Source organism: Microbacterium protaetiae (genome assembly GCF_004135285.1).
Classification (GTDB): Bacteria; Actinomycetota; Actinomycetes; order Actinomycetales; family Microbacteriaceae; genus Microbacterium; species Microbacterium protaetiae.
Genome location: NZ_CP035494.1, coordinates 2,637,424 through 2,663,687, shown reverse-complemented (window position 1 = coordinate 2,663,687; position 26,264 = coordinate 2,637,424). Strand labels below are relative to the sequence as shown.

The 26,264-nt window shown below is 69.2% G+C and carries 22 protein-coding genes; 9 read left to right on the top strand and 13 right to left on the bottom strand.

The annotated features are described in order from the left end of the window. Positions 1-13 precede the first annotated feature (13 nt). Positions 14-1,084 (top strand): NADH:flavin oxidoreductase/NADH oxidase, encoded by a 1,071-nt coding sequence (locus ET475_RS12290; RefSeq protein WP_129390588.1) that lies wholly within the window; start codon positions 14-16, stop codon positions 1,082-1,084. A 29-nt stretch (positions 1,085-1,113) separates the two neighbouring features. Here ET475_RS12290 and ET475_RS12285 read toward each other — a convergent pair whose 3' ends face one another. From ET475_RS12285 to guaB1, 3 genes are all read right to left on the bottom strand, one after another. Continuing rightward, on the bottom strand, positions 1,114-2,178 hold the full coding sequence (locus tag ET475_RS12285) for a hemolysin family protein (protein ID WP_129390585.1): 1,065 nt from the start codon (positions 2,176-2,178) through the stop codon (positions 1,114-1,116). Further along, positions 2,175-3,497, bottom strand: coding sequence for a hemolysin family protein (locus tag ET475_RS12280; protein ID WP_129393934.1), 1,323 nt, complete (start codon positions 3,495-3,497; stop codon positions 2,175-2,177). Before ET475_RS12280 ends, ET475_RS12285 begins: the two co-directional genes overlap by 4 nt. A 126-nt stretch (positions 3,498-3,623) precedes the next feature. Next, the gene (guaB1, locus tag ET475_RS12275; protein ID WP_129390582.1) at positions 3,624-5,081 is read right to left on the bottom strand and encodes a GMP reductase; all 1,458 of its coding nucleotides are present in this window, start codon (positions 5,079-5,081) and stop codon (positions 3,624-3,626) included. A gap of 178 nt (positions 5,082-5,259) precedes the next feature. Here guaB1 and ET475_RS12270 point away from each other — a divergent pair, with 178 nt between their 5' ends. Further along, the gene (locus tag ET475_RS12270) at positions 5,260-8,973 is read left to right on the top strand and encodes a multifunctional oxoglutarate decarboxylase/oxoglutarate dehydrogenase thiamine pyrophosphate-binding subunit/dihydrolipoyllysine-residue succinyltransferase subunit (protein ID WP_129390578.1); all 3,714 of its coding nucleotides are present in this window, start codon (positions 5,260-5,262) and stop codon (positions 8,971-8,973) included. 799 nt (positions 8,974-9,772) lie between these two features. After that, positions 9,773-10,696: a diacylglycerol kinase gene (locus ET475_RS12265; RefSeq protein WP_129390575.1), complete on the top strand. Its 924-nt coding sequence runs from the start codon at positions 9,773-9,775 to the stop codon at positions 10,694-10,696. 54 nt (positions 10,697-10,750) lie between these two features. Here the strand turns inward: ET475_RS12265 and ET475_RS12260 are convergent, their stop codons facing one another. Together ET475_RS12260 and ET475_RS12255 are read right to left on the bottom strand one after the other, a co-directional pair. Continuing rightward, a complete protein-coding gene (locus ET475_RS12260) occupies positions 10,751-10,996 on the bottom strand; it encodes a zf-HC2 domain-containing protein (RefSeq protein WP_129390572.1) in 246 nt (81 codons plus the stop codon). Next, entirely contained in the window at positions 10,993-11,643 is a 651-nt protein-coding gene (locus ET475_RS12255) for a sigma-70 family RNA polymerase sigma factor (protein ID WP_129390569.1), read from the bottom strand. The genes ET475_RS12260 and ET475_RS12255 overlap by 4 nt, the downstream gene beginning before the upstream one ends. A 36-nt stretch (positions 11,644-11,679) precedes the next feature. On the opposite strand from ET475_RS12255, the gene aroA reads away from it, so the two are divergent. Genes aroA through bcp form a run of 3 tightly spaced genes read left to right on the top strand, consistent with a single transcriptional unit; the run spans position 11,680 to position 14,632 of the window. Beyond that, entirely contained in the window at positions 11,680-13,047 is a 1,368-nt protein-coding gene (gene aroA / locus ET475_RS12250) for a 3-phosphoshikimate 1-carboxyvinyltransferase (protein WP_129390566.1), read from the top strand. A gap of 13 nt (positions 13,048-13,060) precedes the next feature. Beyond that, positions 13,061-14,113 (top strand): ribosome small subunit-dependent GTPase A, encoded by a 1,053-nt coding sequence (gene rsgA / locus ET475_RS12245; RefSeq protein WP_129390563.1) that lies wholly within the window; start codon positions 13,061-13,063, stop codon positions 14,111-14,113. A gap of 48 nt (positions 14,114-14,161) precedes the next feature. Next, positions 14,162-14,632, top strand: coding sequence for a thioredoxin-dependent thiol peroxidase (bcp, locus tag ET475_RS12240; protein ID WP_129390560.1), 471 nt, complete (start codon positions 14,162-14,164; stop codon positions 14,630-14,632). A 42-nt stretch (positions 14,633-14,674) separates the two neighbouring features. Here the strand turns inward: bcp and ET475_RS12235 are convergent, their stop codons facing one another. Then, positions 14,675-15,079 (bottom strand): histidine kinase, encoded by a 405-nt coding sequence (locus ET475_RS12235; protein ID WP_129390557.1) that lies wholly within the window; start codon positions 15,077-15,079, stop codon positions 14,675-14,677. Positions 15,080-15,343: 264 nt separating this feature from the next. Here ET475_RS12235 and ET475_RS12230 point away from each other — a divergent pair, with 264 nt between their 5' ends. Continuing rightward, positions 15,344-15,592 (top strand): WhiB family transcriptional regulator, encoded by a 249-nt coding sequence (locus tag ET475_RS12230; RefSeq protein ID WP_029146319.1) that lies wholly within the window; start codon positions 15,344-15,346, stop codon positions 15,590-15,592. Between the two features lie 73 nt (positions 15,593-15,665). Here ET475_RS12230 and ET475_RS12225 read toward each other — a convergent pair whose 3' ends face one another. From ET475_RS12225 to ET475_RS12215, 3 genes are read right to left on the bottom strand one after another with little or no spacing between them, the layout of a single operon-like run. Next, the gene (locus tag ET475_RS12225; RefSeq protein WP_129390554.1) at positions 15,666-17,159 is read right to left on the bottom strand and encodes a sensor histidine kinase; all 1,494 of its coding nucleotides are present in this window, start codon (positions 17,157-17,159) and stop codon (positions 15,666-15,668) included. A 9-nt stretch (positions 17,160-17,168) separates the two neighbouring features. Continuing rightward, on the bottom strand, positions 17,169-18,419 hold the full coding sequence (locus tag ET475_RS12220) for a CpaE/TadZ family protein (RefSeq protein ID WP_129393932.1): 1,251 nt from the start codon (positions 18,417-18,419) through the stop codon (positions 17,169-17,171). Next, positions 18,419-19,066: an SAF domain-containing protein gene (locus ET475_RS12215; protein ID WP_207205345.1), complete on the bottom strand. Its 648-nt coding sequence runs from the start codon at positions 19,064-19,066 to the stop codon at positions 18,419-18,421. Before ET475_RS12215 ends, ET475_RS12220 begins: the two co-directional genes overlap by 1 nt. A 97-nt stretch (positions 19,067-19,163) precedes the next feature. On the opposite strand from ET475_RS12215, the gene ET475_RS12210 reads away from it, so the two are divergent. Next, on the top strand, positions 19,164-19,445 hold the full coding sequence (locus ET475_RS12210; RefSeq protein WP_129390551.1) for a helix-turn-helix domain-containing protein: 282 nt from the start codon (positions 19,164-19,166) through the stop codon (positions 19,443-19,445). Positions 19,446-19,447: 2 nt separating this feature from the next. Here ET475_RS12210 and ET475_RS12205 read toward each other — a convergent pair whose 3' ends face one another. Then, a complete protein-coding gene (locus ET475_RS12205; RefSeq protein WP_242497624.1) occupies positions 19,448-20,374 on the bottom strand; it encodes an alpha/beta fold hydrolase in 927 nt (308 codons plus the stop codon). A 140-nt stretch (positions 20,375-20,514) separates the two neighbouring features. After that, complete coding sequence (locus ET475_RS12200; RefSeq protein WP_129390548.1) at positions 20,515-21,111, bottom strand: hypothetical protein; 597 nt, start codon at positions 21,109-21,111, stop codon at positions 20,515-20,517. 153 nt (positions 21,112-21,264) lie between these two features. Here ET475_RS12200 and ET475_RS12195 point away from each other — a divergent pair, with 153 nt between their 5' ends. Beyond that, the gene (locus ET475_RS12195; RefSeq protein ID WP_242497623.1) at positions 21,265-21,690 is read left to right on the top strand and encodes an Rv3235 family protein; all 426 of its coding nucleotides are present in this window, start codon (positions 21,265-21,267) and stop codon (positions 21,688-21,690) included. 42 nt (positions 21,691-21,732) lie between these two features. Here ET475_RS12195 and ET475_RS12190 read toward each other — a convergent pair whose 3' ends face one another. Further along, positions 21,733-22,959 (bottom strand): pyridoxal phosphate-dependent aminotransferase, encoded by a 1,227-nt coding sequence (locus ET475_RS12190; protein WP_129390545.1) that lies wholly within the window; start codon positions 22,957-22,959, stop codon positions 21,733-21,735. Positions 22,960-23,018: 59 nt separating this feature from the next. Continuing rightward, the gene (gene secA, locus ET475_RS12185; protein ID WP_129390542.1) at positions 23,019-25,838 is read right to left on the bottom strand and encodes a preprotein translocase subunit SecA; all 2,820 of its coding nucleotides are present in this window, start codon (positions 25,836-25,838) and stop codon (positions 23,019-23,021) included. Positions 25,839-26,264 lie beyond the last annotated feature (426 nt).

Sequence of the window (26,264 nt, the reverse complement as noted above, 5' to 3'; positions counted from 1 at the left end):
CCGGAGCATCCCGATGAGCGCCCTCTTCCGCCCTCTGACTCTTCGCGGCACGACCATGCGCAACCGCCTGTGGGTCTCGCCGATGTGCCAGTACAGCGCCGACGAGGGGATGCCGCAGGAGTGGCATCACGTGCACCTCGCACAGTTCGCCTCGGGCGGGGCGGGGCTGGTGGTTGCCGAGGCGACCGCCGTCCACCCCGCCGGTCGCATCTCACCCGACGACACCGGGCTGTGGAACGACGCGCAGCGCGACGCCTGGGCTCCCATCGCCGCGGCCATCCGCCGACGCGGTGCCGTCGCCGGCATTCAGCTGGCGCACGCGGGACGCAAGGCCTCGACGTGGCCGCCGTTCGCCCCGCACAACGGATCGGTGCCTGCCTCCGCCGGCGGATGGACCACCGCCGCGCCCTCGGCGATCGCCTTCGACGGGTTCGACACACCGGTCGCACTCGATGCTGCCGGTATCGACGCGGTGGTCGCCGACTTCGCCACGGCCGCACGCCGCGCCCACGACGCCGGCTTCGAGGTGCTCGAGCTGCACGGCGCGCACGGATACCTGCTGCACCAGTTCCTCTCGCCGCTGTCGAACCGGCGCGATGACGAGTACGGCGGCAGTCTGGCGAACCGCGCCCGTCTGCTGCTGCGCGTCGTCGACGCCGTGCGCGCCGAGGTGCCCGATGCCACGATCTTCGTGCGCCTGTCGGCCACCGACTGGGCTGAGGGCGGCTGGGATCTCGCACAGACCACGACCGTCGCCCGCTGGGCGGGAGAGCACGGAGCCGACCTCATCGACATCTCCAGCGGCGGCCTGGTCGCCCACCAGCAAATCGCCCTCGCTCCGGGATACCAGGTGCCGTTCGCCGCGCATGTGCGCCGCGAGACCGGGCTGCCGGTCAGTGCGGTCGGACTCATCGAAGACGCCGCGCACGCCGAGCGCATCCTCGCCGACGGCGAAGCCGACGCAGTCATGGCCGGACGCGAGTGGCTGCGCGATCCGCACTTCGCCCTCCGTGCCGCCGCTGAGCTGGGCGACGACATCGACTACTGGCCGGCGCAGTACCTGCGGGCCCGGCCACGCCGCTGACACGCGGCCGCGGCGAGACAAACGCGACCTCACCGGCCGCGGCGACCCCGGCGAGTGGCATCCTGCACCTCGCCGATGAGCTCCTCGAGAACGTCTTCGAGGAACAGCACACCGGTGATGCGACCGTCCAGGTCGCGCACCTGGGCGAGGTGGCGACCGGCCCGCCGCATGAGCGCGAGGGCATCCTCGAGATCGGTCGTCTGCAGCACCGGCACCATGTGGTGGATGCGCTTGGCCGGCACCGGCCGCTCCACCTCGGCGGCGGCATCCCCACCCTCGGCGGCACGCAGCACGTCTTTCAGATGCACGTAGCCGATCGGCTCCCCGTCGTCATCGGTGACCACGTACCGCGAGAATCCGTACTGTGACACCGCATGCTCGATCTCGGCCGGGGTCACCGTGCGCGGCAGCGTGACCAGCTCGCCCAGCGGCACGGCGATGTCGGCGGCCTTCTTGTCGGTGAACTCGACGACGGCGGCCACCGTGCCCGAGACATCCTGCAGCACTCCCTCGCGTCGGGACTGATCGACGATGGTCGCCACCTCGTCGAGGGTGAAGGTCGAGGATGCCTCGGCCTTCGGCTCGACGCCGAAGAGCTTGACGACGCCGTTGGCCATCCAGTTCAACGCGACGATGATCGGGTGGAACACCTTCGACAGCCACACCAGCGGGGTCGCCAGCAGCAGCACCGCACGGTCGGGCACCGAGAACGCGAGGTTCTTGGGCACCATCTCGCCGAACACGACATGCAGATACGACACGAGCACGAGCGTGATGACGAACGCGACCACGTCGACGACCGCCTCGGCGGCCCCCGTGAGCCCCAGCGGCACCGACAGCAGGTGGTGGATGGCCGGCTCCGACACGTTCAAGATCAGCAGCGAGCAGATGGTGATGCCCAGCTGCGTGGTCGCCAGCATGAGGGTCGCATGCTCCATCGCGAACAGCGCCGTCTTTGCGGCGCGCGAGCCGTTCTCGGCCAGCGGCTCGATCTGCGAGCGCCGCGCCGAGACGACCGCGAACTCGGCGCCGACGAAGAAGGCGTTGCCCACCAGCAGCACGACCAGCCAGATGATCCCCGCCCAATCGCTCATGCCGACTCACCTCCCGCATCGTTCAGCGGACTTTGCACCGGCGTGAACGTCACCCGATCGATGCGTCGCCCGTCCATCCGTGCCACCGTCAGCGTTCCCCCGTCGATCTCGACCGTGTCGCCGACGGTCGGAATGCGCTCGAGCACGCTCATGATGTACCCGCCGACGGTGTCGTACACGTCGTTCTCGGGCACCCGCACCGCCGCGCGGTCGCGCAGCTCGTCGGGTCGCCAATCGGCCGGGAAGGTCACCGTCTCGCCACCGCGCACCAGGTCGGCGCGACGCCGGTCATGCTCGTCGAGCACCTCACCCACGATCTCTTCGACGAGGTCCTCCAGAGTCACCAGGCCCGCGGTGCCGCCGTACTCGTCGACGACGACGGCCAGCTGATAACCACGCGAGCGCAGTTCGGTCAGCAGGCCGTCCAGGTGCAGCGACTCGGGCACGCGCAGCGCCTCTTGCGCCAGCGCCGCAGCCGGCACATCGGCCCGGCGCTCACGCGGCACGCTCACGGCCGATTTCAAGTGCACGATGCCCACGATGTCGTCGAGCGAGTCGTCGAACACCGGAAACCGGCTGTGCCCGGTGCGCCGTGCCAGCTGGATGACGTCTTCGGCGCTGTCGTCGGCAGCCAGCGCGTGCACGCTGGGCCGCGGCGTCATCACATCGGCGGCGGTCAGCTGCGAGAAGGTCAGGCTGCGATCCAGCAGCGACGCGGTGTCTTCCTCCAGCACGCCGGCGCTGGCCGAGCGCCGCACCAGGCTCGACAGCTCCGAGGCGGTTCGCGCCCCCGACAGCTCTTCCTTCGGCTCGATCCCCATCGCGCGCAGCACCCCGTTGGCCGAGCCGTTCAGCAGTGCCACGGCGGGTTTGAACACCGTCGTGAAGGCCACCTGGAACGGCAGCACGAGCTTGGCGGTGCGTCGGGGCAGCGCCAGGGCGAAGTTCTTCGGCACGAGTTCGCCGAGGATCATCGACAGGATCGTGGCGACCGCCACCCCGATCACCGCCGAGATCGGCCGCACCGCGGCATCCGGAATCCCCCACCCGTCCAGGAGCGGTCGCAGCAGATTCGAGATGGCCGGTTCCATCGTGTAACCGGTCAGCAGCGTGGTCAGGGTGATGCCCAGCTGCGCGCTGGAGAGGTGCGTCGCGGTCTTGCGCAGCGCCGCGATCGTCAGCGCCAGTCGCGTCTCGCCGCGCGCCTGGCGGGCTTCGAGGTCGGCGCGGTCGAGGTTGACGAGTGCGAACTCGCTCGCCACGAACAGACCGGTGCCGATCGTGAGCAGCAGCCCCACGCCCAGCAGGATGTAGTCCATCACTGATCACCCCGCTTCGCGGGGCCTGGATCGTGGGGCGGGCGTCTGCAACTCGGCGGGTCGTCCATCGTGCGGAATATTCTATGCCCGCCGTCGCGGGTGGGATGCCGCATCCGCACGGGTGCGCTACCAGCTGACCGGCAGCGCCTTGCCCTCTTCGTAGCCGGCCGCCGACTGCAGACCCACGCGCGCACGCTCGTGGAAATCGGCGACGCTGCGCGCGCCGGCGTAGGTGAACGACGAGCGCACGCCCGAGGTGATCATGTCGAGAAGGTCTTCCAGGCCCGGGCGCAGCGGGTCGAGGTAGATCTTCGACGACGAGATGCCCTCGGCGAAAAGCTCCTTGCGGGCCAGCTCGTAGGCGGCCAGCCGGCCGAACCGCTCACGCACGGCCTTCGTCGAGGCCATCCCCCACGATTCCTTGTAGACACGTCCGTCAGCGTCGGCGAGCAGTTCGCCGGGTGCCTCCACGGTGCCGGCGAACCATGATCCGATCATGACGGATGCCGCGCCGGCGGCCAGCGCCAAGGCGACATCGCGCGGGTAGCGCACTCCGCCATCGGCCCAGACGTGCGCGCCCATGAGGCGCGCCGCCTGCGCGGTCTCGAGCACCGCGGAGAACTGGGGGCGCCCGACGGCGGTCATCATGCGGGTCGTGCACATGGCGCCCGGGCCGACCCCGACCTTCAGGATCGTCGCTCCCGACGAGACCAGGTCGTGCACACCTTCGGCGGTCACGACGTTGCCGGCCACCAACGGCAGGCCCAGGTCGAGATCCGACACCTGCTGCAGGGCACGCAGCATGCCGTCCTGGTGGCCGTGCGCGGTGTCGAGCACGAGCACGTCCACACCGGCGGCCACCAGGGCCTTCGCCTTGGCCTGCACGTCGCCGTTGATCCCGATCGCGGCGGCCACGATCAGCCTGCCGTCGGCATCGACCGCGGGGCGGTAGAGCGTGGCGCGCAGCGCACTGCGCCGCGACAGCGTTCCCACCAGGGCGCCGTGCCGCAGCACGCACACGGTCTCGGCTTCTGCGTCGACGATCAGGTCGAAGGCATGCCGGGCGTCGGTGACGTCTTCGGCATCGATGGCCATCGGCCGGGCGTGCACGAGATCGCCCAGTTGCGCATCGGGCAGTGCCGTGCCCAGGCGTCCGGCCGGAACGACGCCACGCACCGCATCGATACTCATCCCCTCGACGGGCGCGTCGGCCACGACGATGCCATACCCGTCGATCGGCGGGAGGATGCGCGCAGCGTCGGCGACCGTGGCGTGGGAGGGCAACACGACCGGGGTGTCCCACGGCACCGGCTGTGCCTTGACCCACCGGATCGCGGCATCCAATTCCTGCAGCGGCATATCTTGCGGCAACACGCCCAGGCCCCCGCGGCGCGCCAGGGTGGCGGCCAGTCGCGCGCCCGTGACGGAGTTCATGTTCGCCGACACGAGCGGGATGGTCGCACCCGTGCCGTCGCCCGGTGACAGGTCGACGTCGAGGCGGCTGGTGACGTCTGAGCGACGCGGAACGAGAAAGACGTCGGAGTACGTCAGATCGACCGCCGGCTGCTCTCCGTAGAACTCCATGTTGTCAAGGCTAGCCATTCCTTCCGCTGGGGAAAGTGCTGGCGATTCACATGGGGTCAGCACCCCGTGCCCCGGAGCGATCGCACAGGCGAGGGGGCTAGGCTTGTTGCTCGTGCGCAGTGGCTCTCCGGAGCCGCGCACAGACCCAGATCTCAGCGAGGAAAGCAGGCGAGCCAAAGTGTCGAGCCAGGTCACAGGCGTCGGGACTTCGAGCGAGGGAGAGTTCGGGGCCAATGAATGGCTCGTCGATGAACTCTACGAGCAGTTCACGAAGGACAGGAATTCCGTCGACAAGTCGTGGTGGCCCATCCTCGAGGCCTATCACCCGGTGGACACGAGCGGGATCGGCGGCGTGAACGACACCGCCACCACGGTCCCACCGGTGACCACTCCCTCCGCCGACGCACACCCGGTGACGGCCCCCGTCCCGGTGATCGGCAGCCAGCCGGTCGCGCGCACCACGGCCAAGCCCGCCGCGCCGCAGCCCATCCCGGCGCAGGCGCCGAAGGTGAAGGCGAAGAACGGCGACGAGCACGAGGCATCCGCCGACGAAGACGTCGTGACGCCGCTGCGCGGCATGACCAAGACCCTCGCCGCGAACATGGACCAGTCGCTCACGGTCCCCACCGCGACCAGCGTCCGCACGATCCCGGCGAAGCTGATGATCGACAACCGCATCGTCATCAACAACCACCTGGCCCGCTCCCGGGGCGGCAAGGTGAGCTTCACCCACCTGATCGGCTGGGCGATGATCCAGGCGCTCAAAGAGTTCCCCAGCCAGAACGTGTTCTTCGCCGAGGTCGACGGCAAGCCGTCGGTGGTCGCACCCGCCCACATCAACCTGGGCATCGCGATCGATCTGCCCAAGCCCGACGGCACCCGCGCACTGCTGGTGCCCAGCATCAAGCGGGCCGACACCCTCACCTTCAACGAGTACCTGGCCTCGTACGAAGACCTCGTCAAGCGGGCCCGCGCGAACAAGCTCACCGCGACCGATTTCGCCGGCACCACCATCTCGCTGACCAACCCGGGCGGCATCGGCACCGTGCACTCGGTCCCCCGTCTGATGAAGGGCCAGGGCTGCATCATCGGCGCCGGCGCCCTCGAGTACCCCGCCGAGTTCCAAGGGTCCAGCGCCCGCACGCTCAACGAGCTGGGCATCGGCAAGACCATCACCCTGACCAGCACCTACGACCACCGCGTGATCCAAGGTGCGGGCTCGGGCGAGTACCTGAAGAAGGTGCACGAGCTGCTGGTGGGCGAGCGCGGCTTCTACGACGCCATCTTCGCCGCGCTGCGCATTCCCTACGCCCCCATCCGCTGGGCGCAGGACATCAAGGTCGACGTCGCAGAGCGCGTCGACAAGACCGCACGTGTGCAGGAGCTCATCAACTCCTACCGGGTGCGCGGGCACCTGATGGCCGACATCGACCCGCTCGAGTACGTACAGCGCACGCACCCCGACCTCGAGATCGAAACCCACGGTCTGACCTTCTGGGACCTCGACCGTGAGTTCGTCACCGGCGGCTTCGGTGGCAAGCGCCAGATGAAGCTGCGCGACATCCTCGGCGTCCTTCGTGACTCGTACTGCCGCACCATCGGCATCGAATACATGCACATCCAGGACCCTGCCCAGCGCAAGTGGTTCCAAGAGAACATGGAAGTGCCGTACCAGAAGCCGAGCCACGACGAGCAGCTGCGCATCCTCAGCAAGCTGAACCAGGGCGAGGCGTTCGAGACCTTCCTGCAGACCAAGTACGTCGGTCAGAAGCGGTTCTCACTCGAGGGCGGCGAGTCGCTGATTCCCTTCCTCGATCAGACCCTGCAGGGCGCGGCCTCGTCGGGTATGGACGGCGCGGCCATCGGCATGGCCCACCGCGGCCGGCTCAACGTGCTCACGAACATCGCCGGCAAGACGTACAGCCAGATCTTCCGTGAGTTCGAAGGTTCGGTCGCCGTCGGCAACAAGAGCGGCTCGGGCGATGTGAAGTACCACCTGGGCACCGACGGCACGTTCGTGGCCGATGACGGAAAGCAGCTGCCGATCCACTTGGCGGCCAACCCCTCGCACCTCGAGACCGTCGACGGCGTGCTCGAGGGCATCGTGCGCGCCAAGCAGGACCGCAAGCCGATGGGCTCGTTCACCTACCTGCCGATCCTCGTGCACGGCGATGCCGCGTTCGCCGGTCAGGGCGTGGTCGTCGAGACGCTGCAGATGTCACAGCTGCGCGGCTACCGCACCGGCGGCACCATCCACGTCGTCGTCAACAACCAGGTCGGTTTCACCACCCTGCCCAACGACGGCTTCACCTCGGTGTACGCGACCGATGTCGCCAAGACGATCCAGGCGCCGATCCTGCACGTGAACGGTGACGACCCCGAAGCCGTGGTGCACGTGGCCGAGGTGGCCTTCCGCTACCGTCAGGAGTTCCACCGCGACATCGTCATCGACATCGTCTGCTACCGCCGTCGCGGTCACAACGAGGGCGACGACCCGTCGATGACCCAGCCGCTGATGACGAACCTCATCGAGGCGAAGCGGTCGGTGCGCCGACTGTACACCGAGGCTCTCGTCGGCCGCGGCGACATCACTGAAGACGAGTACGAGACGGCCAAGAAGGACTTCCAGGACCGCCTCGAGATCGCCTTCGCCGAAACCCACGCAGCCGAGACGGGCACGTCTCCGGTGGTGGCTCCGGATGCCGCGAACCAAGACGTCTTCGCGGGCGAGCCCGAAACCACCGGTGTGGATCGTGCCGTCATCGAGTCGATCGGCGACGCGTTCGTGAACAAGCCCGATGGCTTCACGGTGCACCCGAAGCTCGACAAGCTGCTGGACAAGCGACTGGACATGAGCCGCAACGGCGACATCGACTGGGGCTTCGGCGAACTGCTCGCCTTCGGCTCGCTGCTGCTGGAGGGCACCCCCGTGCGTCTGGCCGGTCAGGACTCGCAGCGCGGCACTTTCGTGCAACGCCACTCGGTGCTGCACGACCGCGAGAACGGCCAGGAGTGGATTCCGCTGACGAACCTCTCGGCGAACCAGGGACGCTTCTGGGTGTACAACTCGCTGCTCAGTGAGTACGCGGCGATGGCTTTCGAGTACGGCTGGTCGGTGGAGCGGCCCGATGCGCTCACCCTCTGGGAGGCGCAGTTCGGCGACTTCGCCAACGGTGCGCAGTCGGTCGTCGACGAGTTCATCTCATCGGCCGAGCAGAAGTGGGGCCAGCAGTCGAGCGTTGTGCTGCTCCTCCCCCACGGCTACGAGGGCCAGGGCCCCGACCACTCGTCGGCCCGCATCGAGCGCTACCTGCAGCTGTGTGCGCAGAACAACATGACCGTCGCTCGTCCTTCGACCCCGGCATCCTATTTCCACCTGCTGCGTCGGCAGGCTTACGCCCGTCCGCGCCGGCCGCTGATCGTGTTCACCCCGAAGGCGATGCTGCGTCTGCGCGGAGCGACCAGCCAGGTCGAAGACTTCCTCACCGGCAAGTTCGAGCCCGTGCTCGACGACGAGCGGGGCATCGACAAGTCGGCCGTCAAGCGAGTGCTGCTGCACTCGGGCAAGATCCACTGGGATCTGAAGGCCGAGCTCACCAAGAACCCGAACCCTGCCGTCGCACTCGTGCGCCTCGAGCAGTTCTATCCTGCGCCGATCGACGAGCTGAACACGGTGCTGGCGCAGTACCCCGACGCCGAGCTGGTGTGGGTGCAGGACGAGCCTGAGAACCAGGGTGCCTGGCCGTTCATCGCGCTCGAGGTCGTGGAACACCTGGGCGGTCGCCCGGTGCGCCGCATCTCGCGTGCAGCGGCCGCATCTCCGGCGACTGGTTCGCCGAAGGTGCACGCCGCCGAGGCCGCCGCGATCATCGCGCAGGCCACGACCCTGTAGCGGGCTGCAGCCCGCGTGCGACGCCGGGCAGACGAAGACGCGGGTCTCACCCGCTTCCGCGTCTGCCCGGTGTGTTCGCTCACTGCGGCCGATTGGCGTCTCGCCCGGTTGGCGCAGCCGATTGCCGTCCCATCTCGTCGGCGCGGCCGATTGCCGTCCCACTTGGTCGGCGCGGCCGATTGCCGTCTCACCTGGTCGGCGCGGCCGATTGCCGTCCCACTTTGTCGCATCACCCACCCGAAGCGACACATCGGGACGGCAGACACCCGCCCCCGCCGCATTCGCCGTCCCAATCCGCCCCATCACCCACCCGAAGCGACACATCGGGACGGCGTTCGCCCGTCCGCCGACATCGCCGCCGACATCGCCGTCCGAATCTGCCGCATCGCGCGCCGGAAGCGACCACTCGGGACGGCATCAGCCCGCCCCACCGACATCGCCGCCGACATCGCCGTCCGAATCTTCCGCATCACCCACCCGAAGCGACACATCGGGACGGCGTCAGCCCGCCCCACCCCGTGCGCCGTCCCAATCCGTCCCATCACCCACCCGACGCGACACATCGGGACGGCAGTCACCCGCCCCACCGACATCGCCGCCGACATCGTCGTCCGAATCTGCCGCATCGCACGCCGGAAGCGACCACTCGGGACGGCAGCGCACGGCGATCGCGCGGCTGCCCAGTCCAGCGTGCGGCGGAGTGCGGCAGCGCACGGCGATCGCGCGGCTGCCCAGTGCAGCGTGCGGCAGCGTGCGCCATCGACCGATAGGGTCGATGCGTGCCCGAGGAACCCGCGCCGTGAGCGTCGCGCTGCTGGTGAACCCCGCCGCGCGCGGGGGCGCGTCGCTTGCCGCCGCAGAGCGCGTGGCCGAGCGGCTGCGCGCGCACGGCATGTCCACGACGCTGGTCTCGGGCGGCTCGGCGGCCGAGTCGGCGCAGCTGCTGCGCCTGGCCATCGACTCCGGGGCCGAGGCGGTGCTGGTGGCCGGCGGCGACGGGACGGTCAACATCGCCCTTCAGGAGGTGGCCGGCACCGGCATCCCGTTCGGCATCGTTCCGGCCGGGACCGGCAACGACTTCGCTGTCGCTCTCGGGCTGCATGAGATGGGGTTGGATGCCGCAGCCGACGCCGTCATCGCCGGACGCACCCGGCAGGTCGACCTGGCGCGGCTGACCCGCGCCGACGGCGGCACGGCACTGTTCGGCACGGTGCTGGCCAGCGGCTTCGACGCCCGCGTCAACGATCGCGCGAACCGGATGCGCTGGCCCCGCGGCGGCTCGCGCTACACGATCGCGCTGCTGCTCGAATTCCTGACGCTGCACTCACTGCCGTTCACGCTCGACCTGGACCTCGAAGACGGCACCACGGTCCGACTCGAAGAAGACCTCGTGCTCGCGGCGATCGGCAACGGTCCGAGCTATGGCGGCGGCTTGCGCATGTGTCCCGACGCGGACCTCGCCGACGGACTGCTTGACGTGACGACGGTGGATGCCACGGGCCGATGGGCGCTGCTGCGCGTGCTGCCGACGATCTACTCGGCCACACACACGGCGTTGCCGATCGTATCGACCTACCGTGCGCGCAGCGTGCGCATCGACGCGCCCGGGGCGACCGGCTACGCCGACGGCGACGCGATGGGGGTGCTGCCGATGCGGGTGGACGCGGTACCGGCGGCCCTGCGCGTGTTCTCGCCGGAGGGGTCAGAGCGCCGCGCGCGCTGAACCCCGGCTGCTCGGTCGCGGGCTCAGCCGGCGACGGTGTGCTCGGTCGCGGGCTCAGCCGGCGACGGTGTGCTCCGCGCGCAGGCGGCTCAGGACCATGTCCCGCAGCTCTTCGGGCGCTGCCTCCCGGCACGACCGCGCCAGCACTTCGGTCAGCGTGCGCGAGACGAGCGCCTCGTCGCGGCATCCGGGGCACGACTCGAGGTGCTCACGAATGTCGGCGGCCTCGGTCTTGCACACTTCGTTGCGCAGGTACTCCTCGAGGTCTTTGCGGGCCTTCTCACAACCGCAATCGGTCATTTCCCACTCCCTGGTGCAGTGATGCCGCGCTCAGCGGCGTAGTCGGCGAGCAAGTCACGCAGCAAACGCCTGCCACGGTGCAGGCGGCTCATGACCGTGCCGATCGGGGTCTTCATGATGTCGGCGATCTCCTGGTAGGCGAAGCCCTCGACATCGGCGAGGTAGACCGCCATGCGGAAGTCTTCGGGGATCGACTGCAGCGCGTCTTTGACGACGGATGCCGGCATCCGGTCGATCGCTTCGGCTTCCGCCGAGCGCGACGTCGTCGAGGTCGTCGATTCCGCTCCGCCGAGCTGCCAGTCCTCGAGATCGTCGATCGGGCTCTGGAACGGCTCGCGCTGCTTCTTGCGATACGTGTTGATGTAGGTGTTCGTGAGAATCCGGTACAGCCACGCCTTGAGGTTGGTGCCCTGCGTGAACGTCTTCCACGAGCCGAACGCCTTCACGAACGTCTCCTGCACGAGGTCGGCAGCATCGGCCGGGTTGCGCGTCATGCGCATCGCGGCCGCGTACAGCTGATCCATGTAGGGAAGCGCCTGCTCTTCGAATTGGGCGCTCACGTCGACTGCGGTCTGCGACTCATCCATCGCTCGCAAGTCTACGTGTGTGCTCTGCGGCACGGTGAGACGTTCCAGAGTGGCAATCATCCGGCTCCATTCACAGGTTCGTTAGGGTAGAACCCGATGACCGACTACCGGTATTCCCATACCCCCGGAACACGTGTGTCCGCCGCTTCGTCCGACACCGGCCCCTGGCGCGCCCCGGCGGCCTCCGGACCGCTCGAAGCCACCGTCACCGTGCCGGGTTCGAAGTCCCTCACCAATCGCGAATTGGTGCTCGCCGCGCTCGCCGACGGGCCGAGCACCCTGCACGAGCCACTGCATTCCGACGATTCGGCCCGCATGATCGATGCGCTGCGCGTGCTGGGGGTCGGCGTCGAGCCGATCGCCGGCCAGGGCGCGTTCGGCGACGATCTGCAGATCACGCCGCTGGCGGCATCCCCCACATCGGGTGAGATCGACTGCGGCCAGGCCGGAACCGTCATGCGCTTTCTCGCGCCGGTCACCGGGCTAGTCGAGGGTGAGATCACCCTGACCGCACACAGCACCGCCCTGCACCGCCCGATGGGCGCCATGATCAAGGCGCTGCGCGATCTGGGGGTCGATGTCGACGACGAGGGCCGCTGGGCGCTGCCGTTCACGGTGCGCGGGCACGGGCAGATCCGCGGGGGCGAGGTGACCATCGACGCGAGCGCGACCAGCCAGTTCGTCACCGGCCTGCTGCTGGCCGCTCCGCGGTTCGACATCGGTCTGCGCCTCATCCACGAGGGCGACCGGCTGCCCAGCATGCCCCACATCGATATGACGATCGAGTCCCTCGCCCACCGCGGCGTGAACGTCGAGCGCCCCAGCGGCACCGAGTGGGTCGTTCCGGCCGGGCCGATCCGCGGCAAAGACGTGCACGTCGAACCCGACCTCTCCAACGCCGCGCCGTTCCTGGCCGCAGCGATGGTGGCCGGCGGCCGCGTGTCGGTCAGCGGGTGGCCGGTGCACTCCACCCAGCCGGGCGCGCTGCTGCCCGACATCCTGTCGGTGATGGGCGCCCGCACGCAGCGGCGCGGCGGCGCCTTGCACGTGACCGCCGGCGACCGCATCGCCGGCGTCGATCTCGATCTGTCTGCGGCGGGCGAGCTCACACCCACCCTGGTCGGACTCGCCGCCCTGGCCGATGCACCCACGACCATCCATGGCATCGGACACATCCGCCGGCACGAGACCGACCGGATCGCTGCCCTCGTCGAGAACCTGCGCGCGCTCGGCGGCGAGGCCGAAGAGCTCGACGACGGCATCCGCATCATCCCCCGGCGGCTGCACGGCGGGGTGTGGCTCGCCCACCACGACCACCGCATCGCCACCACCGGCGCGCTGCTGGGGCTCGCCGTCGACGGGGTCGAGGTCGACGACATCGGCACGACTGCGAAGACCATGCCCGAATTCCCGCAGCTGTGGGCCCGCATGCTCGGCGACGAGTCGGGGGATGCCGCGGCATAGCCGCGCCCGTGTCATGAGCTGGCTCGACGACACCGACGACGACGAACCCGAGTTCGACGAGACCGACGTGCGCGTCCGCCCGAATCCGAAGGCGAACCGGCCTCGCACCAAACGCCGCCCGGCACATTCCGACGCCGTGCTGGCCCGCGTGCTCGGCGTGGATCGCGGCCGTTACACCGTGCTCGTGGACGAGGACTCCCCCGACGAGCACGAGGTCACCGCCACCCGCGCCCGCGAGCTGCGGCGCCAGGCGATCGTCACCGGCGACATCGCCCGCGTCGTCGGTGACACCAGCGGCCAAGAGGGCACCCTCGCGCGCATCATCGGCCTGGCCGAGCGCACCACCCTGCTGCGGCGCAGCGCCGATGACACCGACCAGGTGGAACGGGTCGTGGTCGCCAACGCCGATCAGATGCTCGTGGTCGTGGCCGCCGCCGACCCCGAACCGCGCGCGCGGCTCGTCGACCGCTACCTCGTGGCGGCACTGGATGCCGGCATCCGGCCCCTGCTCGTGGTGACCAAGACCGATCTGGCCGACCCGACCGAGTTCCTTCGCCACTTCGACGGGATCGACCTGCGCGTGTTCCGCAGCTCCCGCGGCCAGATGCCGCTCGCCGAGATCGGCGCGGCCCTGGTCGGGCACTCGACGGTGTTCGTCGGGCACTCCGGCGTCGGCAAGTCCACACTCGTGAACGCTCTCGTGCCCGACGCGCAACGGGCGACCGGACATGTCAACGAGGTCACCGGGCGGGGCCGGCACACGTCGAGTTCAACGGTGTCGCTGCGCTACCGCGGCCTCGACGGCAACGGCTGGGTGATCGACACCCCCGGTGTGCGCTCGTTCGGTCTCGGTCACGTGGACCCGAACCACATCATCGATGCCTTCACCGACCTGGCCGACGTCGCCAGCCAGTGCCCCCGCGGCTGCACGCACCTGCCCGATGCCCCCGACTGTGCGCTCAACGAAGCCGTCGCCTCGGGCGTGCTGGGGCCCGCCGCCGCCGGGCGGCTGGACTCGTTGCAGCGGCTGCTGGTGACCTTCGCCGAGGTCGCACACGAGCACTGATGCCGGCATCCCGCGGGCCGCGGCATCCCACCCCCGTAGGCTGGAGGCATGACCACGCTGCATCCTGGAGACCCTGCCCCCGACTTCACGCTTCTCGACCAGGACGGCCGTAGCGTCTCGTTGCACGATCTGCGCGGCCAGAAGGTCGTGCTCTACTTCTATCCCGCGGCCATGACACCGGGATGCACGACCGAGGCATGCGACTTCCGCGACAGCATCGCCTCCCTGGGCGGGGCCGGCTACACCGTGGTCGGAATCTCGCGCGACACCCCCGCCAAACTCCGCGAGTTCCGCGAGCGCGACGCACTGACCTTCCCGCTGCTGAGCGACCCCGACCACGCGGTGCACGACGCGTACGGTGCGTGGGGCGAGAAGATGAACTACGGCAAGAAGATCGAGGGCGTGCTGCGTTCGACGTTCGTGATCGATGACGACGGCGCGCTCACCCTCGCGCTGTACAACGTGAAGGCGACCGGGCACGTGGCCCGGCTGCGCAAGACGCTCGGCATCGACCAGTAGCCCAGACCTGACCGGCGAGTCCCCCGTCACCGGTCCCGGCCGCTACCGGCGGGCCTCGTCGTCGGCCGCGCGACGTTCGGCAGCCTGCCGCCGCACATCGAGCACCAGCGGCACCAGCCCTGCGACGCCGACCGCGGCCAGGGCCAGACCGATCAGCGGATGCGCGTAGCCGCCGGTGGCGGCCCCCAGCGCGACGGCGAGAATGAGCAGCTGCACGACGATTCCGCCCGAGCGCCCCCACGATGCGCCCCGCACAACAGCGACGGCGAAGGCCGCAACCGCCACCACGCCGATCAGTGTCAGCACGATCAGCGCGATGCCGCTGGGCAGCGACGCGGACTCGCCCTCACCGAGCGCGATGACCTGCCACACGACAAGGATGACCAGTCCCAGCGCCTGCAGGCCGAGGATGATCGCCGCCACGCGGGCGGTGGGAGGTGTGCGCATCGTTGAGAACCCTTTCGACGCGTCGTGTCGCAAATCCAGTGGGTCGCTCGGCTTTCGGCGAACTGACAGCCCATTGCGGAGGTTTGGCCAGAGAAAATCCTTGATTAGAGCGCAACGCTGTGAAACCATGGAAGACGTTGTGCGCTCCCACAGCGTGGTGGGGCGAGCGTTCTGCTCGCGCAATGTCCAGGCTACCGGAACCCGAATCCGGTCTGGACCCACACCCGACACACGACGTGATCTTCCCACTCAAGGAGCACCCCCATGGATTGGCGCGACAAAGCCGCTTGCCTCACTGTCGACCCGGAGCTGTTTTTCCCGGTCGGCAACACCGGTCCTGCCGTCGAGCAGATCGAGAAGGCGAAGGCGGTGTGCGCGCGATGCACGGTCACCGAGATCTGCCTGCAGTACGCCCTCGAGACCGGTCAGGACTCGGGCGTGTGGGGCGGCCTGTCTGAAGACGAGCGCCGCGCTCTCAAGCGCCGCGCCGCACGCGCGCGTCGCGCCTCCTGACGACGCCCGCAGCACCCGACGCGGATCACACCACGTCGCGCCTCCTGACGACGCCCGCAGCACCCGACGCGGATCACACCACGTCGCGCTCGAGATAGCGCAGCGGAATGTCGATGGTCACCTCGGTGCCCTCACCGTTCAGGGTGTGCCAGTCGATCGAACCGCTGAGCTCGCCCTGAATGAGCGTGCGCACTATCTGCGTGCCCAGGCCCTGACCGACCTGCCCCTCGGGCAGGCCGACCCCGGTGTCGCGAACCCGCACCTCGAGGCGTTCGTCTGAGCGCTCCGCGCTGATCTCGACATCGCCCTCTTTGCCGGCCAGGCCGTGCTCGACGGCATTGGTCACCAGCTCGGTCAGCGCGAGCGCCAGCGGCGTGGCGTATTCGGTGGGCAGCGTGCCGAACGTGCCCGTCGTGTGCGTCTTGGCCTGCGTGCCCACCCCGGCCGCCACTTCGGCGACCAGCTTGAGCACGCGTTGGAACACCTCGTCGAAGTCCACGTTCTGTGCCAGGCCCTGCGCGAGGGTGTCATGGACCACGGCGATCGCCGATACCCGCCGCATCGCCTGGGTGAGCGCATCGCGTGCCTCATCGGAGTGCGTGCGACGCGCCTGGATGCGCAGCAGCGAGGCCACGGTCTGAAGATTGTTCTTCACCCGGTGGTGGATCTCGCGGATGGTTGCATCCTTCGTGATCAGTTCCTGCTCCTGGTGGCGCATCTCGGTCACGTCGCGGCAGAGCACTATCGCCCCGATGCGCGTGCCGTGGTCGCGCAGCGGCACCGTGCGCAGCGAGATCGTCACGCCCCGTGCATCGACGTCGGCACGCCAGGGAGCACGGCCGGTCAGCACGAGTGGCAGCGATTCATCGAACTGACGTTTCTCGGGCAGGATGCCGGTGACCACCTCGACGAGCGATTCGCCTTCGAGCTCGTCGTCGAACCCGAGACGGTTGAACGCCGACAGGGCGTTCGGGCTGGCGAAGGTGGCCATGCCGTCGACGTCGAGTCTTATCAGGCCATCGGCGGCGCGCGGCGCACCACGGCGCGGGCCGGTGGGTGCCGACAGATCGGGAAAGTCCCCGAACGAGATCATGCCGAACAGATCGTCGGCGCACTCGTTGAAGGTGATCTGCTGGCGCGAGGGCGTGCGCGCCTCGCTGAGGTTGGTGTGCCGTGTGAGCACGCCGATGACCTTGGGCTGCTCGCCGGGGCGGGGCGCCTCACGCACGATCGGCACTGCACGCACGCGCGTGGGGGTCTCTTCGAACCAGTCCGGCGAGGCAGAGTCGACGATCTGCCCGCTGGCGTATGCCGAGCGAACCTGTGCCCGCCACTGCGGCCGCACCCGTTCGCCGACGATGTCGCGGTAGAAGAGTGTCGCCGCTCCCCCGGGCCGGGTGTGGGCGACCGCGGTGAACTCGGCATCGGCGGTGGGCACCCACATCACCACATCGGCCGACGCGAGGTCGGCGAGCAGCTGCCCGTCGCCGGCCAGGCGGTGCAGCCATTCGACGTCGGCCTCATTGGAGAGACCCTGGGCGTAGACGAGATCCGTGAGCGTCGACACGGAATCAGCCTACGGTGCGACGGCGCTCTCTGCGACGCGCACCCGCGCACGCCGGCGCAACCGGCGCGGCGACGAGCGCGGCGGCGTCGGTGCGGGCGCCACGGCCTCGGCGGCGAACCGGCGCACCGCCGGTGTCACCGATGACCGTGGGGATGCCTCGACGACCGGGCGCGATGCCAGCAGCGCCTTGTCGACCCCACGCGCATCGTTCGGAATGAACCACACGTCGCTGATGCCGGCGAACCTCTCCAGCGTCCGCTGCACCTGCCCCCGCGCATCGATGCCCAGGGTCCCCGGGCGCAGCCGGTTGGCGACCACTGCCACCGGGGTGTTGCCGACCACGGCGCGCAGCTCGCCGTACGCCCGCAGAAAGCGGGCCACGCCCACGGGGTCGGCAGCCAGCACGGCGACGATCCGGTCGGCCGCTCGCAAGGCCGCGAGGGTGGCCGCGTTCCGCCGTGGACCATCGGCCAGGTCGCTGACGATCTCTTCATCGCGCTCGAGCGAGGATGCCGCATCCACCACGGTGAACTCGACCCAGTCGCGACATCGCTGAAGTGCCGCCGTCACCCGGCCGTCGCTGAGCTCGGGCCAGCGCGAGGGCCGGTTGATGCCGGACAGAACCGCGACCGCACCGTCAGCGACCGGCACCGCGGTGCTGATCCGGTCGAGCTCGGCAGCATCGAGCGCGCCCCGCTCGGCCTGTCGGCAGGCCGCGGCGAAGCCGGGGCCCTCATCGGTGAGCCCGAGCATGAGCGCGAGGGCGGGTGCGTGGGTATCGGCATCCACCAGCCCCACGCGCCGTCGTCCTCGGCTGAGTTCGGCGGCCAGCTCGACGGCGAGAGTGGAGCGACCGGGGGCGCCCGCCGGCCCCCACACGGTGATCACCTGTGATCGCACTGTGTCGGCTTCGAGCACCGGTGGGGGTGCCGACGCCAGCACCTGCGCGATGGTCCAGGCGTCGCTGTCGAAGGGCAGCGCGGGCGCGAGGCCGAACGCAGCAGACAGGCGAACAGCAGCCTCGGTCGCACACAGCGGCACGATGCGCACTCCGGCGCGATCGCACGCGGCCACCACCTCGACCGTCAGCGTGCGCGCGCCGATTTCGAGCACGAGGGCATCGGCCGAGTCCAGCAGCGGGTCGGCGGCGCCGGCCGCAGGATGGTCGGCGCCGAGTGCGCCGACGATCTCGACCCCGGCCCGCTCGAGTTCGGCGGCCAACGCCCGCGAGTGCGAGGTCGCGACGATCACCGCGCGCATCATCGGCCCCCGCTCGGAACGACCGACAACGCCGACTCGCCGGCGATCGCCGCCAGCGCCGCGGCGACGTCAGAGCGCGGGATCACGAGCTCGATGGCATCGGCGCCGCCGCCGATCATCGAGTCGTCGTGCGCGACCGAGACCACGGTGGCGTTCGCGATGAGGATGCGCGGCGTGTCGTACGTGCCAGCGTCGGTGGGTGCCGCCGCCCACAGATCCACGGTGCTTCCGCTCGTGACGTTGCTGGGCACGGCGGCACTGCTGTGCACGACGACAGTGGTCACCTGCGAGCTGGCCGCCGAGACCGTGGCCGCCGCCGGAACGAGTTCACCGGCGTCGATGGTGCGGGTCGCCACGGCATCGTTCAGCGTCGCCCCGGGCGCCAGATACGCATCGGCGGAGCGGCCGAGAGCCACGTCGATGACGGTGAGGTCGGCCGCCGTCACCTTCTGACCCGGCACTATCGTGTGCGCTGCCGCGTAGACCGGTGACGTCTGCCGTGACAGTGACACGACAGCCCACACGCCGGCGATCGAGGCGATGATGAGCACGACTCCGAGAAAGAACCGGGCGTCGGTCCAGAACCCGCGGCGTCGCGGACGCGGCATGGTCACGGTCGTCGACGCGGCGCTGTCGAGTGCTGTCATGTCTTCATCGTGGCGCAATCCGGCACGGGGCGTCGAAAGTTATCCACAGGCTGAACACCGCAGGTGCCGAGCGGCCAATCCCGGAGATAATGAGTGCATGCCCGATATGTCTCCTGACGAGGAGCGCCTGGTCACCCCCGCGCAGGTCGCCGAGGTGCTGGGGCTGTCCGTCGACGAGGTGATCGCCCTTGCGATGGAGGGACAGGTGCGCGGCGTACGGGTCGGCGTTCCGCCGCAGTGGCGCATCAGCGAGGGCAGCGTCGCGGCCTACCTCGACGAGCAGACCGAGCAGACCCGTCGCATGGCCCTGTGGCGCCAGTCGAACGCCGCCAGCTTCCCCGAGCTGTGGGGCACCGGGAACGTGCGCCGCCCCGACTGAGGTCAGTGCGCGAACGCGTCGATGGCCCGGGTGGTCAGCTCCATCTCGCGATTGCCGCCGTGGCCCTCATCCTCGATGATCTCCAGCCGGCTTCCCGGCCACGCGCGATGCAGCCGCCAGGGCGTGATCGCCGGCCCGCTGATGTCGCGGCGCCCGTGGATGAGAACGCCGGGGATCTGCGCGAGCTCGCCCGCACGATCGATGAGAGGTTCGGCGAGAAAGCAGTCGTGCGCCCAGTAGTGCGTGACCAGCGCGGCGAAATTCTCCCGCTCCCGCGCTGAGCTGTGGCGCGGGCCCGGCTGCCACGCCGGATCGAGGCTGATGTGCGTCGACTCCCAGTCGTCCCAGGCGTCCGCGGCATCTCGCCGCACCGCGGCATCCGGGTCGCGCAGCAGCCGCGCGTAGTGGTCGATCACCCGGGTTCCGGGTGGGACGGATGCCGCGAGCCGGTGCCACGCTTCGGGGAACACCGCCCCGACCGACTCGGTGATCCAGTCGATCTCGTCGCGACCGCCGGTCGTGACGGCAGTCAGCACGAGCGCGGTGACGCGGCCGGGATGCGCCAGCGCATAGGCGAGCGCCAACGTGCATCCCCACGAGACGCCATGGATCAGCCAGGCATCGATCGCCAGATGCTCGCGCAGCGCTTCAAGGTCGTCGATCAGGGCAGGGGTCGTGTTGGCGTCGAGCGCGCCGTCGATGGCCCACGGGATGCTGCGCCCGCACCCGCGCTGGTCGAGCCCGACGATCAGATGGCGGTCGGGGTCGAACCTGCGCCGGTATCCACCGCGCCCCAGTCCCCCGCCGGGCCCGCCGTGCAGGTAGAGGGCCGGGCGACCGGTCGGGTTTCCCGATGTCTCCCAGTACAGCCGGGCGCCGTCGGGGCGCCCCAGCATGCCGGAGTCGAACGGCTCGAGGGCAGGATGCACGCGGGAAGTCTACGCGGGTGCGAGAGGCCGCTTCGGGCGCGGGATGCCGCGGGTCGGCGCCGGAATGCCGCCTCCGGGTGCGGGAGGCCACTTCCGGCTGCGGGATGCCGCCTCCGACTGCGGGATGCCGCGGGCCGGGCTCACAGCTGGGCAGCGTGTGCCTCCAGGCGCACCCAGGCCACGGCGTCCAGCGGCACGATGCGCACTCCCGCGATGCTGCCGGCCCGGCGCGGTTCGCCCACGTCGTGCAGCGCCAGGTCGAGGTGGTCGGAAAGTGCCCGGTCGATGGTGCCGCTCAGGGTGCGACCCGCGCGCAGATGCAGGGTCACCGGAACACGTCGCCGGGCGAGATCGCGCAGCACGAAGCCCAGCGTCATACGCTCGGCGAGCCGCTGCGGCGCCGGTGGCTGGGCACGCGCGCTGCGCAGCACCTCGGCCTCCGGCATTCCGACGGCCGCCACGGCACCGAGGGCGATGACCACGGTGTGTTCGTCCGAGCTCGACATGCCCATCCAGTCGGCGCCGACGGCGGTCAACCGCCCCGTCAGCACGGCGCCGTCGGCCAGCTCCACCGTCAGCTGGGACGCCGGATCGGCGCGCAGCGTCTGCAGGCGGTCGCGTAGGCCGAGCCGCGACATCCGCAGTCTCTCTGCCTCGGAGTCGAGGGCCGCCCGCTCGGCCTCCCATTCGGAGTCGAGCTGACCCTCGAGGTCTTCGAAGAAGCGATCCCAGCGCACGCTCAGAGAGTATGCGATGCCGACGACACCGCCGGAAAGTTATCCACAGGTGAGAGGGTTCTCATCACCCTGGGAGTTGCCTGTGTGCTCTACTGGTGCGCGGAAGACCTGGCATCCTCCCGCACCGCGGGAGACGGAGAGAGGTGTACATCGATGGCGTGGCATCCGGCAGTCTCGTCCGCTCAGCGGTATGCGCGAGATCCCGATCCGGGTGCCGCAGAGCGCACGTCGGCCGACGAGCTGCCCGACCCCGAACCGCTGCTGCGCAATCTCGCCCAGGGAGTGCTCGAAGTGCTCGCCGGGGTGCGCGACGTGAACCAGCTCGCCCGCTGGATGACCGAAGACGCCTTCCGCTCCCTCGCCACGCGCGGTGCGCTGGCCGCCCGTGCCCGCAGTGCGCGCGGCATCGCCGCCAGCCGTCCGGTGCAGTCCATTCGCTCCGTGCATCTGGGCGCCCCCGTCGACGACGCCGTCGAGGCGGTCGTCGTCATCGGTGGCCCGGCCCGCACCCGCGCGATGGCGATCCGGCTCGAGGGGCTGGATCACCGCTGGCGGGCGTCGTCGCTCGCACTGCTGTGACGCGACTGCGAGGCCGCGTCTCGGGTGCGAGTTGAACGCGCCCTACTGCTTGTACGACGACAGGAAGTTGCCGATGCGCTCGACCGCGTCGGCGAGCACCCGCGACTCGGGCAGCGTGACGATGCGGAAGTGGTCGGGCGTGGGCCAGTTGAACCCGGTCCCCTGCACCACCAGCACGTGCTCGGCCACCAGCAGGTCGTAGATCAGTTTTCCGTCGTCGCGAATCTCGTACACGTCGGGGTCCAAGCGCGGGAACGCATACAGCGCCCCCTGCGGCCGATAGCAGCTGACCCCGGGGATGGCCTCCAGGCCTTCCCAGGCCACGTCGCGCTGCTCGTGCAGCCGGCCGGTCGGGCCGATGAGCGCGTCGATGGACTGCACGCCCGACAGCGCCGCCTGCACCGCGTGCTGCGCCGGCACGTTCGGGCACAGTCGGGTGGAGGCGAGCAGCGTGATGCCCTCGAGGAACCCGCTCGCGTGCTGGGTGGGCCCGGTGATGACCAGCCATCCGCTGCGGTAGCCGGCCACGCGATACGTCTTGGACAGGCCGTTGAACGTCAGACACAGCAGGTCGGGGGCGAGAGTGGCCAGATTGATGTGCTGGGCATCGTCGTAGAGGATGCGGTCGTAGATCTCGTCGGCCAGCAGCAGCAGTGAGTGCTCGCGGGCGATGTCGACGATCCCCTGCAGCGTCTGGCGCGTGTACACCGATCCGGTGGGGTTGTTGGGGTTGATCACCACTATCGCCTTCGTGCGATCGGTGACCTTGCTGCGGATGTCTTCGAGGTCGGGCTGCCAATCGCCGTCGGGATCACACCGGTAATGCACCGGGGTACCGCCGGCCAGGCTCGTCATCGCCGTCCACAGCGGGTAGTCCGGTGACGGGATGAGCACCTCGTCGCCGGTGTCGAGCAGAGCCTGCATCGTCATCGTGATCAGCTCGGACACGCCGTTACCCAGAAACACGTCGTCGGGATCGAACTTCGGAAAGTCGGGGATCTCTTCGTAGCGCGACACCACCGCGCGGCGCGCCGACATGATGCCGCGACTGTCGCTGTAGCCGTGCGCATACGGGACGGCCTCGATCATGTCGCGCACGATCTGATAGGGCGCGTCGAAGCCGAAGATCGCCGGATTGCCGGTGTTCAGCTTCAAGATGCGGTGGCCGTCGGCCTCCAGTCGGCCGGCCTCTGCCAGGGCTGCTCCGCGGATCTCGTAGAGCACATCCTTGAGCTTGTTCGACTGGTCGAGAGGGCGCAGCGGAGTCATCCGTTCAGGATATCCCTCTGGATGCCGCGGCCCGCGCGGGCTGCGGCATCCACCCTCTGCTACTTGCGCTTCTGCGCGGCGCGGCGCTCGGCGCGGTTGTTGGCCGCGGGGGCATCGCCCTGCGAGGGAGCCGAGGTCGGCTGTCCGAACGCGCCGCGTGCGGCCGGCTGGGCCTGCTTCTCGGGCGCGGGCGCCTGGGCAGCGGCAGCCGCGGCCGCCTGGCGCACGCGGTTGGTCGCCGCCTGCTGCACTTGTCCGCGATCGTTGCGCACCTCGACCTCGCCGCCCTCGTTCGACGCCGAGTATTCGAGGCGCTGTCCATCTTGGCTGGGCGCGACCAAGCCCTTGGCCTCGACGTCGAGCTCACCTTCGGCCTGCGCACGCACCTCGACCTCGAGATTGTAGAGGTAGCCGACCGACTCCTCCTTGATCTGCCCCATCATCGTCTGGAACATCTGGAAGCCCTCGCGCTGGTACTCCACGAGCGGGTCGCGCTGCGCCATGGCGCGCAGGCCGATGCCGTCCTTGAGGTAGTCCATCTCGTAGAGGTGGTCGCGCCAGCGGCGGTCGAGCACCTGCAGCACGACCCGGCGCTCCAGCTCGCGCATGGCGGCCTCGCCGAGCTTCTCCTCGCGCTTGCCGTAAGCGATCTTCGCGTCGGAGAGAATCTCGCGCTTGAGCACCTCGGGGGTGATCCGCCCTCTGTTGCCCGCTTCGGCGACGACCTCGTCGATGGTCACACTCACCGGATACAGCGTCTTCAACTCCGACCACAGGGCGTCGAAGTCCCAGCTCTCGGTGTGACCCACCGAGGTGTGGTCGTCGATGATCGCGTTGATGGTGTCTTCGACGAAGTGCTGGATGCGATCGGCGATGTCGTCGCCCTCGAGCATCTGCCGGCGGTCGGCGTAGATGGCCTCGCGCTGACGGTTGAGAACGTCGTCGTACTTGAGCACGTTCTTGCGGATCTCGGCGTTACGCGCCTCGACCTGCGACTGCGCGCTGCGGATAGCGCGGGTCACCATCTTCGACTCGATGGCCACGTCGTCGGGGAAGTTCGTGCGCGCCAGAATCGCCTCGGCGGCGCCCGACTGGAACAGGCGCATCAGGTCGTCGGTCAGCGACAGGTAGAACCGGCTCTCACCGGGGTCGCCCTGACGTCCGGAACGTCCGCGCAGCTGGTTGTCGATGCGGCGCGACTCGTGCCTCTCGGTGCCCAGCACATAGAGTCCACCGACCTTGACGACCTCTTCGGCCTCGGCCTCCACCTTTGCCTTGACGGCCGGGTAGACCTCATCCCACGCCTGCTCGTACTCTTCGGGGGTCTCTTCGGGGTCGAGCCCGCGGCTCTTGACCTCTTGCACGGCAAGGAACTCGGCGTTGCCGCCGAGCATGATGTCAGTGCCACGACCGGCCATGTTCGTGGCGACGGTCACTCCGCCCAGCCGGCCGGCACGGGCCACGATCTCGGCTTCACGCGCGTGGTTCTTCGCGTTGAGCACCTCGTGCTTGATGCCCTTCTTCGCCAGCATCCGCGAGAGGTACTCGCTCTTTTCGACGCTGATGGTGCCCACCAGCACCGGCTGGCCCTTCTCGTGGCGCTCGGCGATGTCTTCGACGACCTGCGTGAACTTGGCCTGCTCGTTCTTGTAGACCAGGTCGGACTGGTCTTTGCGGATCATCGGCTTGTTCGTCGGAATCGGCACGACGCCCAGCTTGTAGGTCGACATGAACTCGGCCGCTTCGGTCTCGGCCGTGCCGGTCATGCCTGAGAGCTTCTCGTAGAGCCGGAAGTAGTTCTGCAGCGTGACGGTGGCCAGCGTCTGGTTCTCGGCCTTGACGGGCACGCTCTCTTTGGCCTCGATGGCCTGGTGGATGCCCTCGTTGTAGCGCCGGCCGACGAGGATGCGGCCGGTGTGCTCGTCGACGATCATGACCTCGTCGTTCATCACGACGTAGTCGGTGTCGCGCTTGAACAAGGCCACGGCCTTGATCGAGTTGTTCAGGAACGAGATCAGCGGGGTGTTCGCCGACTCGTACAGGTTGTCGATGCCGAGGTAGTCCTCGACCTTCTCGATGCCGGGCTCGAGCACGCCGACGGTGCGCTTCTTCTCGTCGACCTCGTAGTCGACCCCCGGCTCGAGGGTCTTCGCGATCTTCGCGAACTCGGTGAACCAGCGGTTCGCCTCACCCGATGAGGGGCCCGAGATGATCAACGGGGTGCGGGCCTCGTCGATGAGGATCGAGTCGACCTCATCGACGATCGCGTAGAAGTGGCCGCGCTGCACGAGGTCTTGCTTCTGCCACGCCATGTTGTCGCGCAGATAGTCGAAGCCGAACTCATTGTTCGTGCCGTACGTGATGTCGGCGTTGTACTGTTCCCGGCGCACGTCGGGCGTCTGGCCCGAGATGATGGTGCCGGTGGTCATGCCCAGGGCCCGGAACACACGGCCCATCAGCTCGGCCTGGTATGACGCGAGGAAGTCGTTGACCGTGATGATGTGCACGCCCTTGCCGGCGATCGCGTTCAGATAGGCCGGCAGCGTGGCGACCAGGGTCTTTCCTTCACCGGTCTTCATCTCGGCGATGTTGCCCAGGTGCAGGGCCGCGCCACCCATCAGCTGCACGTCGTAGGGACGCTGACCGAGCGTGCGCCGTGCGGCCTCACGGACAGCGGCGAAAGCCTCGGGCATGAGCTTGTCGAGCGACTCGCCCTTCTCATACCGCTCCCGGAACTCGGCCGTCTCGCCACGCAGCTCGTCGTCCGTGAGCGCGGAATACTCGTCTTCGAGCGCGTTGACGGCCTTCGCGACCTGCTGAAGCCGCCGCAGAATGCGGCCCTCGCCGGCGCGAAGAATTTTCTCGAGGGGGTTGGCCACGGAGGATCTCCATCTATCGGGTCTATTCGGTGCGCCGGCCTGAGCCCAGGCACGCCCACCCATGTTATCCGCCCGTGACCTTTGAGGGTGCTGGCAGGCGTTCAGGCGCGGGATGCCGCGGCCCGCGCGCCGCGCTGGGCGCCCGGCGCCCGTCGCCCGTCGCCCGTCGCCCGTCGCCCGCCGCGCTCCGCTGGGCGCCCGTCGCCCGCCGCCCGCGCCCCTTCTTCGCCGAAACAAGGGATTCGCGTCGAAACCCAGGGCGACGCCCCAGGTTTCGGGAGGAATCCCTTGTCTGAACGCCCACGGGCAAACAAGGCCGCGCCAAGCGGCCCCCGCGCAGCAGCCTCGCGCTCCGCGCGCAGTAGGCTCGCACCCCGCGCCCCACGCCCGCACCCCCGAGCCCCCTCTTCGCCGAAACAAGGGATT

Coding starts and splice junctions, on each gene's coding strand:
- ET475_RS12290 (WP_129390588.1), top strand. CDS start 14: ATGAGCGCCCTCTTCCGCCCTCTGACTCTTCGCGGCACGACCATGCGC.
- ET475_RS12285 (WP_129390585.1), bottom strand. CDS start 2,178: ATGAGCGATTGGGCGGGGATCATCTGGCTGGTCGTGCTGCTGGTGGGC.
- ET475_RS12280 (WP_129393934.1), bottom strand. CDS start 3,497: ATGGACTACATCCTGCTGGGCGTGGGGCTGCTGCTCACGATCGGCACC.
- guaB1 (WP_129390582.1), bottom strand. CDS start 5,081: ATGGAGTTCTACGGAGAGCAGCCGGCGGTCGATCTGACGTACTCCGAC.
- ET475_RS12260 (WP_129390572.1), bottom strand. CDS start 10,996: ATGACCGATTGCGGTTGTGAGAAGGCCCGCAAAGACCTCGAGGAGTAC.
- ET475_RS12255 (WP_129390569.1), bottom strand. CDS start 11,643: ATGATTGCCACTCTGGAACGTCTCACCGTGCCGCAGAGCACACACGTA.
- aroA (WP_129390566.1), top strand. CDS start 11,680: ATGACCGACTACCGGTATTCCCATACCCCCGGAACACGTGTGTCCGCC.
- rsgA (WP_129390563.1), top strand. CDS start 13,061: ATGAGCTGGCTCGACGACACCGACGACGACGAACCCGAGTTCGACGAG.
- bcp (WP_129390560.1), top strand. CDS start 14,162: ATGACCACGCTGCATCCTGGAGACCCTGCCCCCGACTTCACGCTTCTC.
- ET475_RS12235 (WP_129390557.1), bottom strand. CDS start 15,079: ATGCGCACACCTCCCACCGCCCGCGTGGCGGCGATCATCCTCGGCCTG.
- ET475_RS12230 (WP_029146319.1), top strand. CDS start 15,344: ATGGATTGGCGCGACAAAGCCGCTTGCCTCACTGTCGACCCGGAGCTG.
- ET475_RS12220 (WP_129393932.1), bottom strand. CDS start 18,419: ATGCGCGCGGTGATCGTCGCGACCTCGCACTCGCGGGCGTTGGCCGCC.
- ET475_RS12215 (WP_207205345.1), bottom strand. CDS start 19,066: ATGACAGCACTCGACAGCGCCGCGTCGACGACCGTGACCATGCCGCGT.
- ET475_RS12210 (WP_129390551.1), top strand. CDS start 19,164: ATGCCCGATATGTCTCCTGACGAGGAGCGCCTGGTCACCCCCGCGCAG.
- ET475_RS12195 (WP_242497623.1), top strand. CDS start 21,265: ATGGCGTGGCATCCGGCAGTCTCGTCCGCTCAGCGGTATGCGCGAGAT.
- ET475_RS12190 (WP_129390545.1), bottom strand. CDS start 22,959: ATGACTCCGCTGCGCCCTCTCGACCAGTCGAACAAGCTCAAGGATGTG.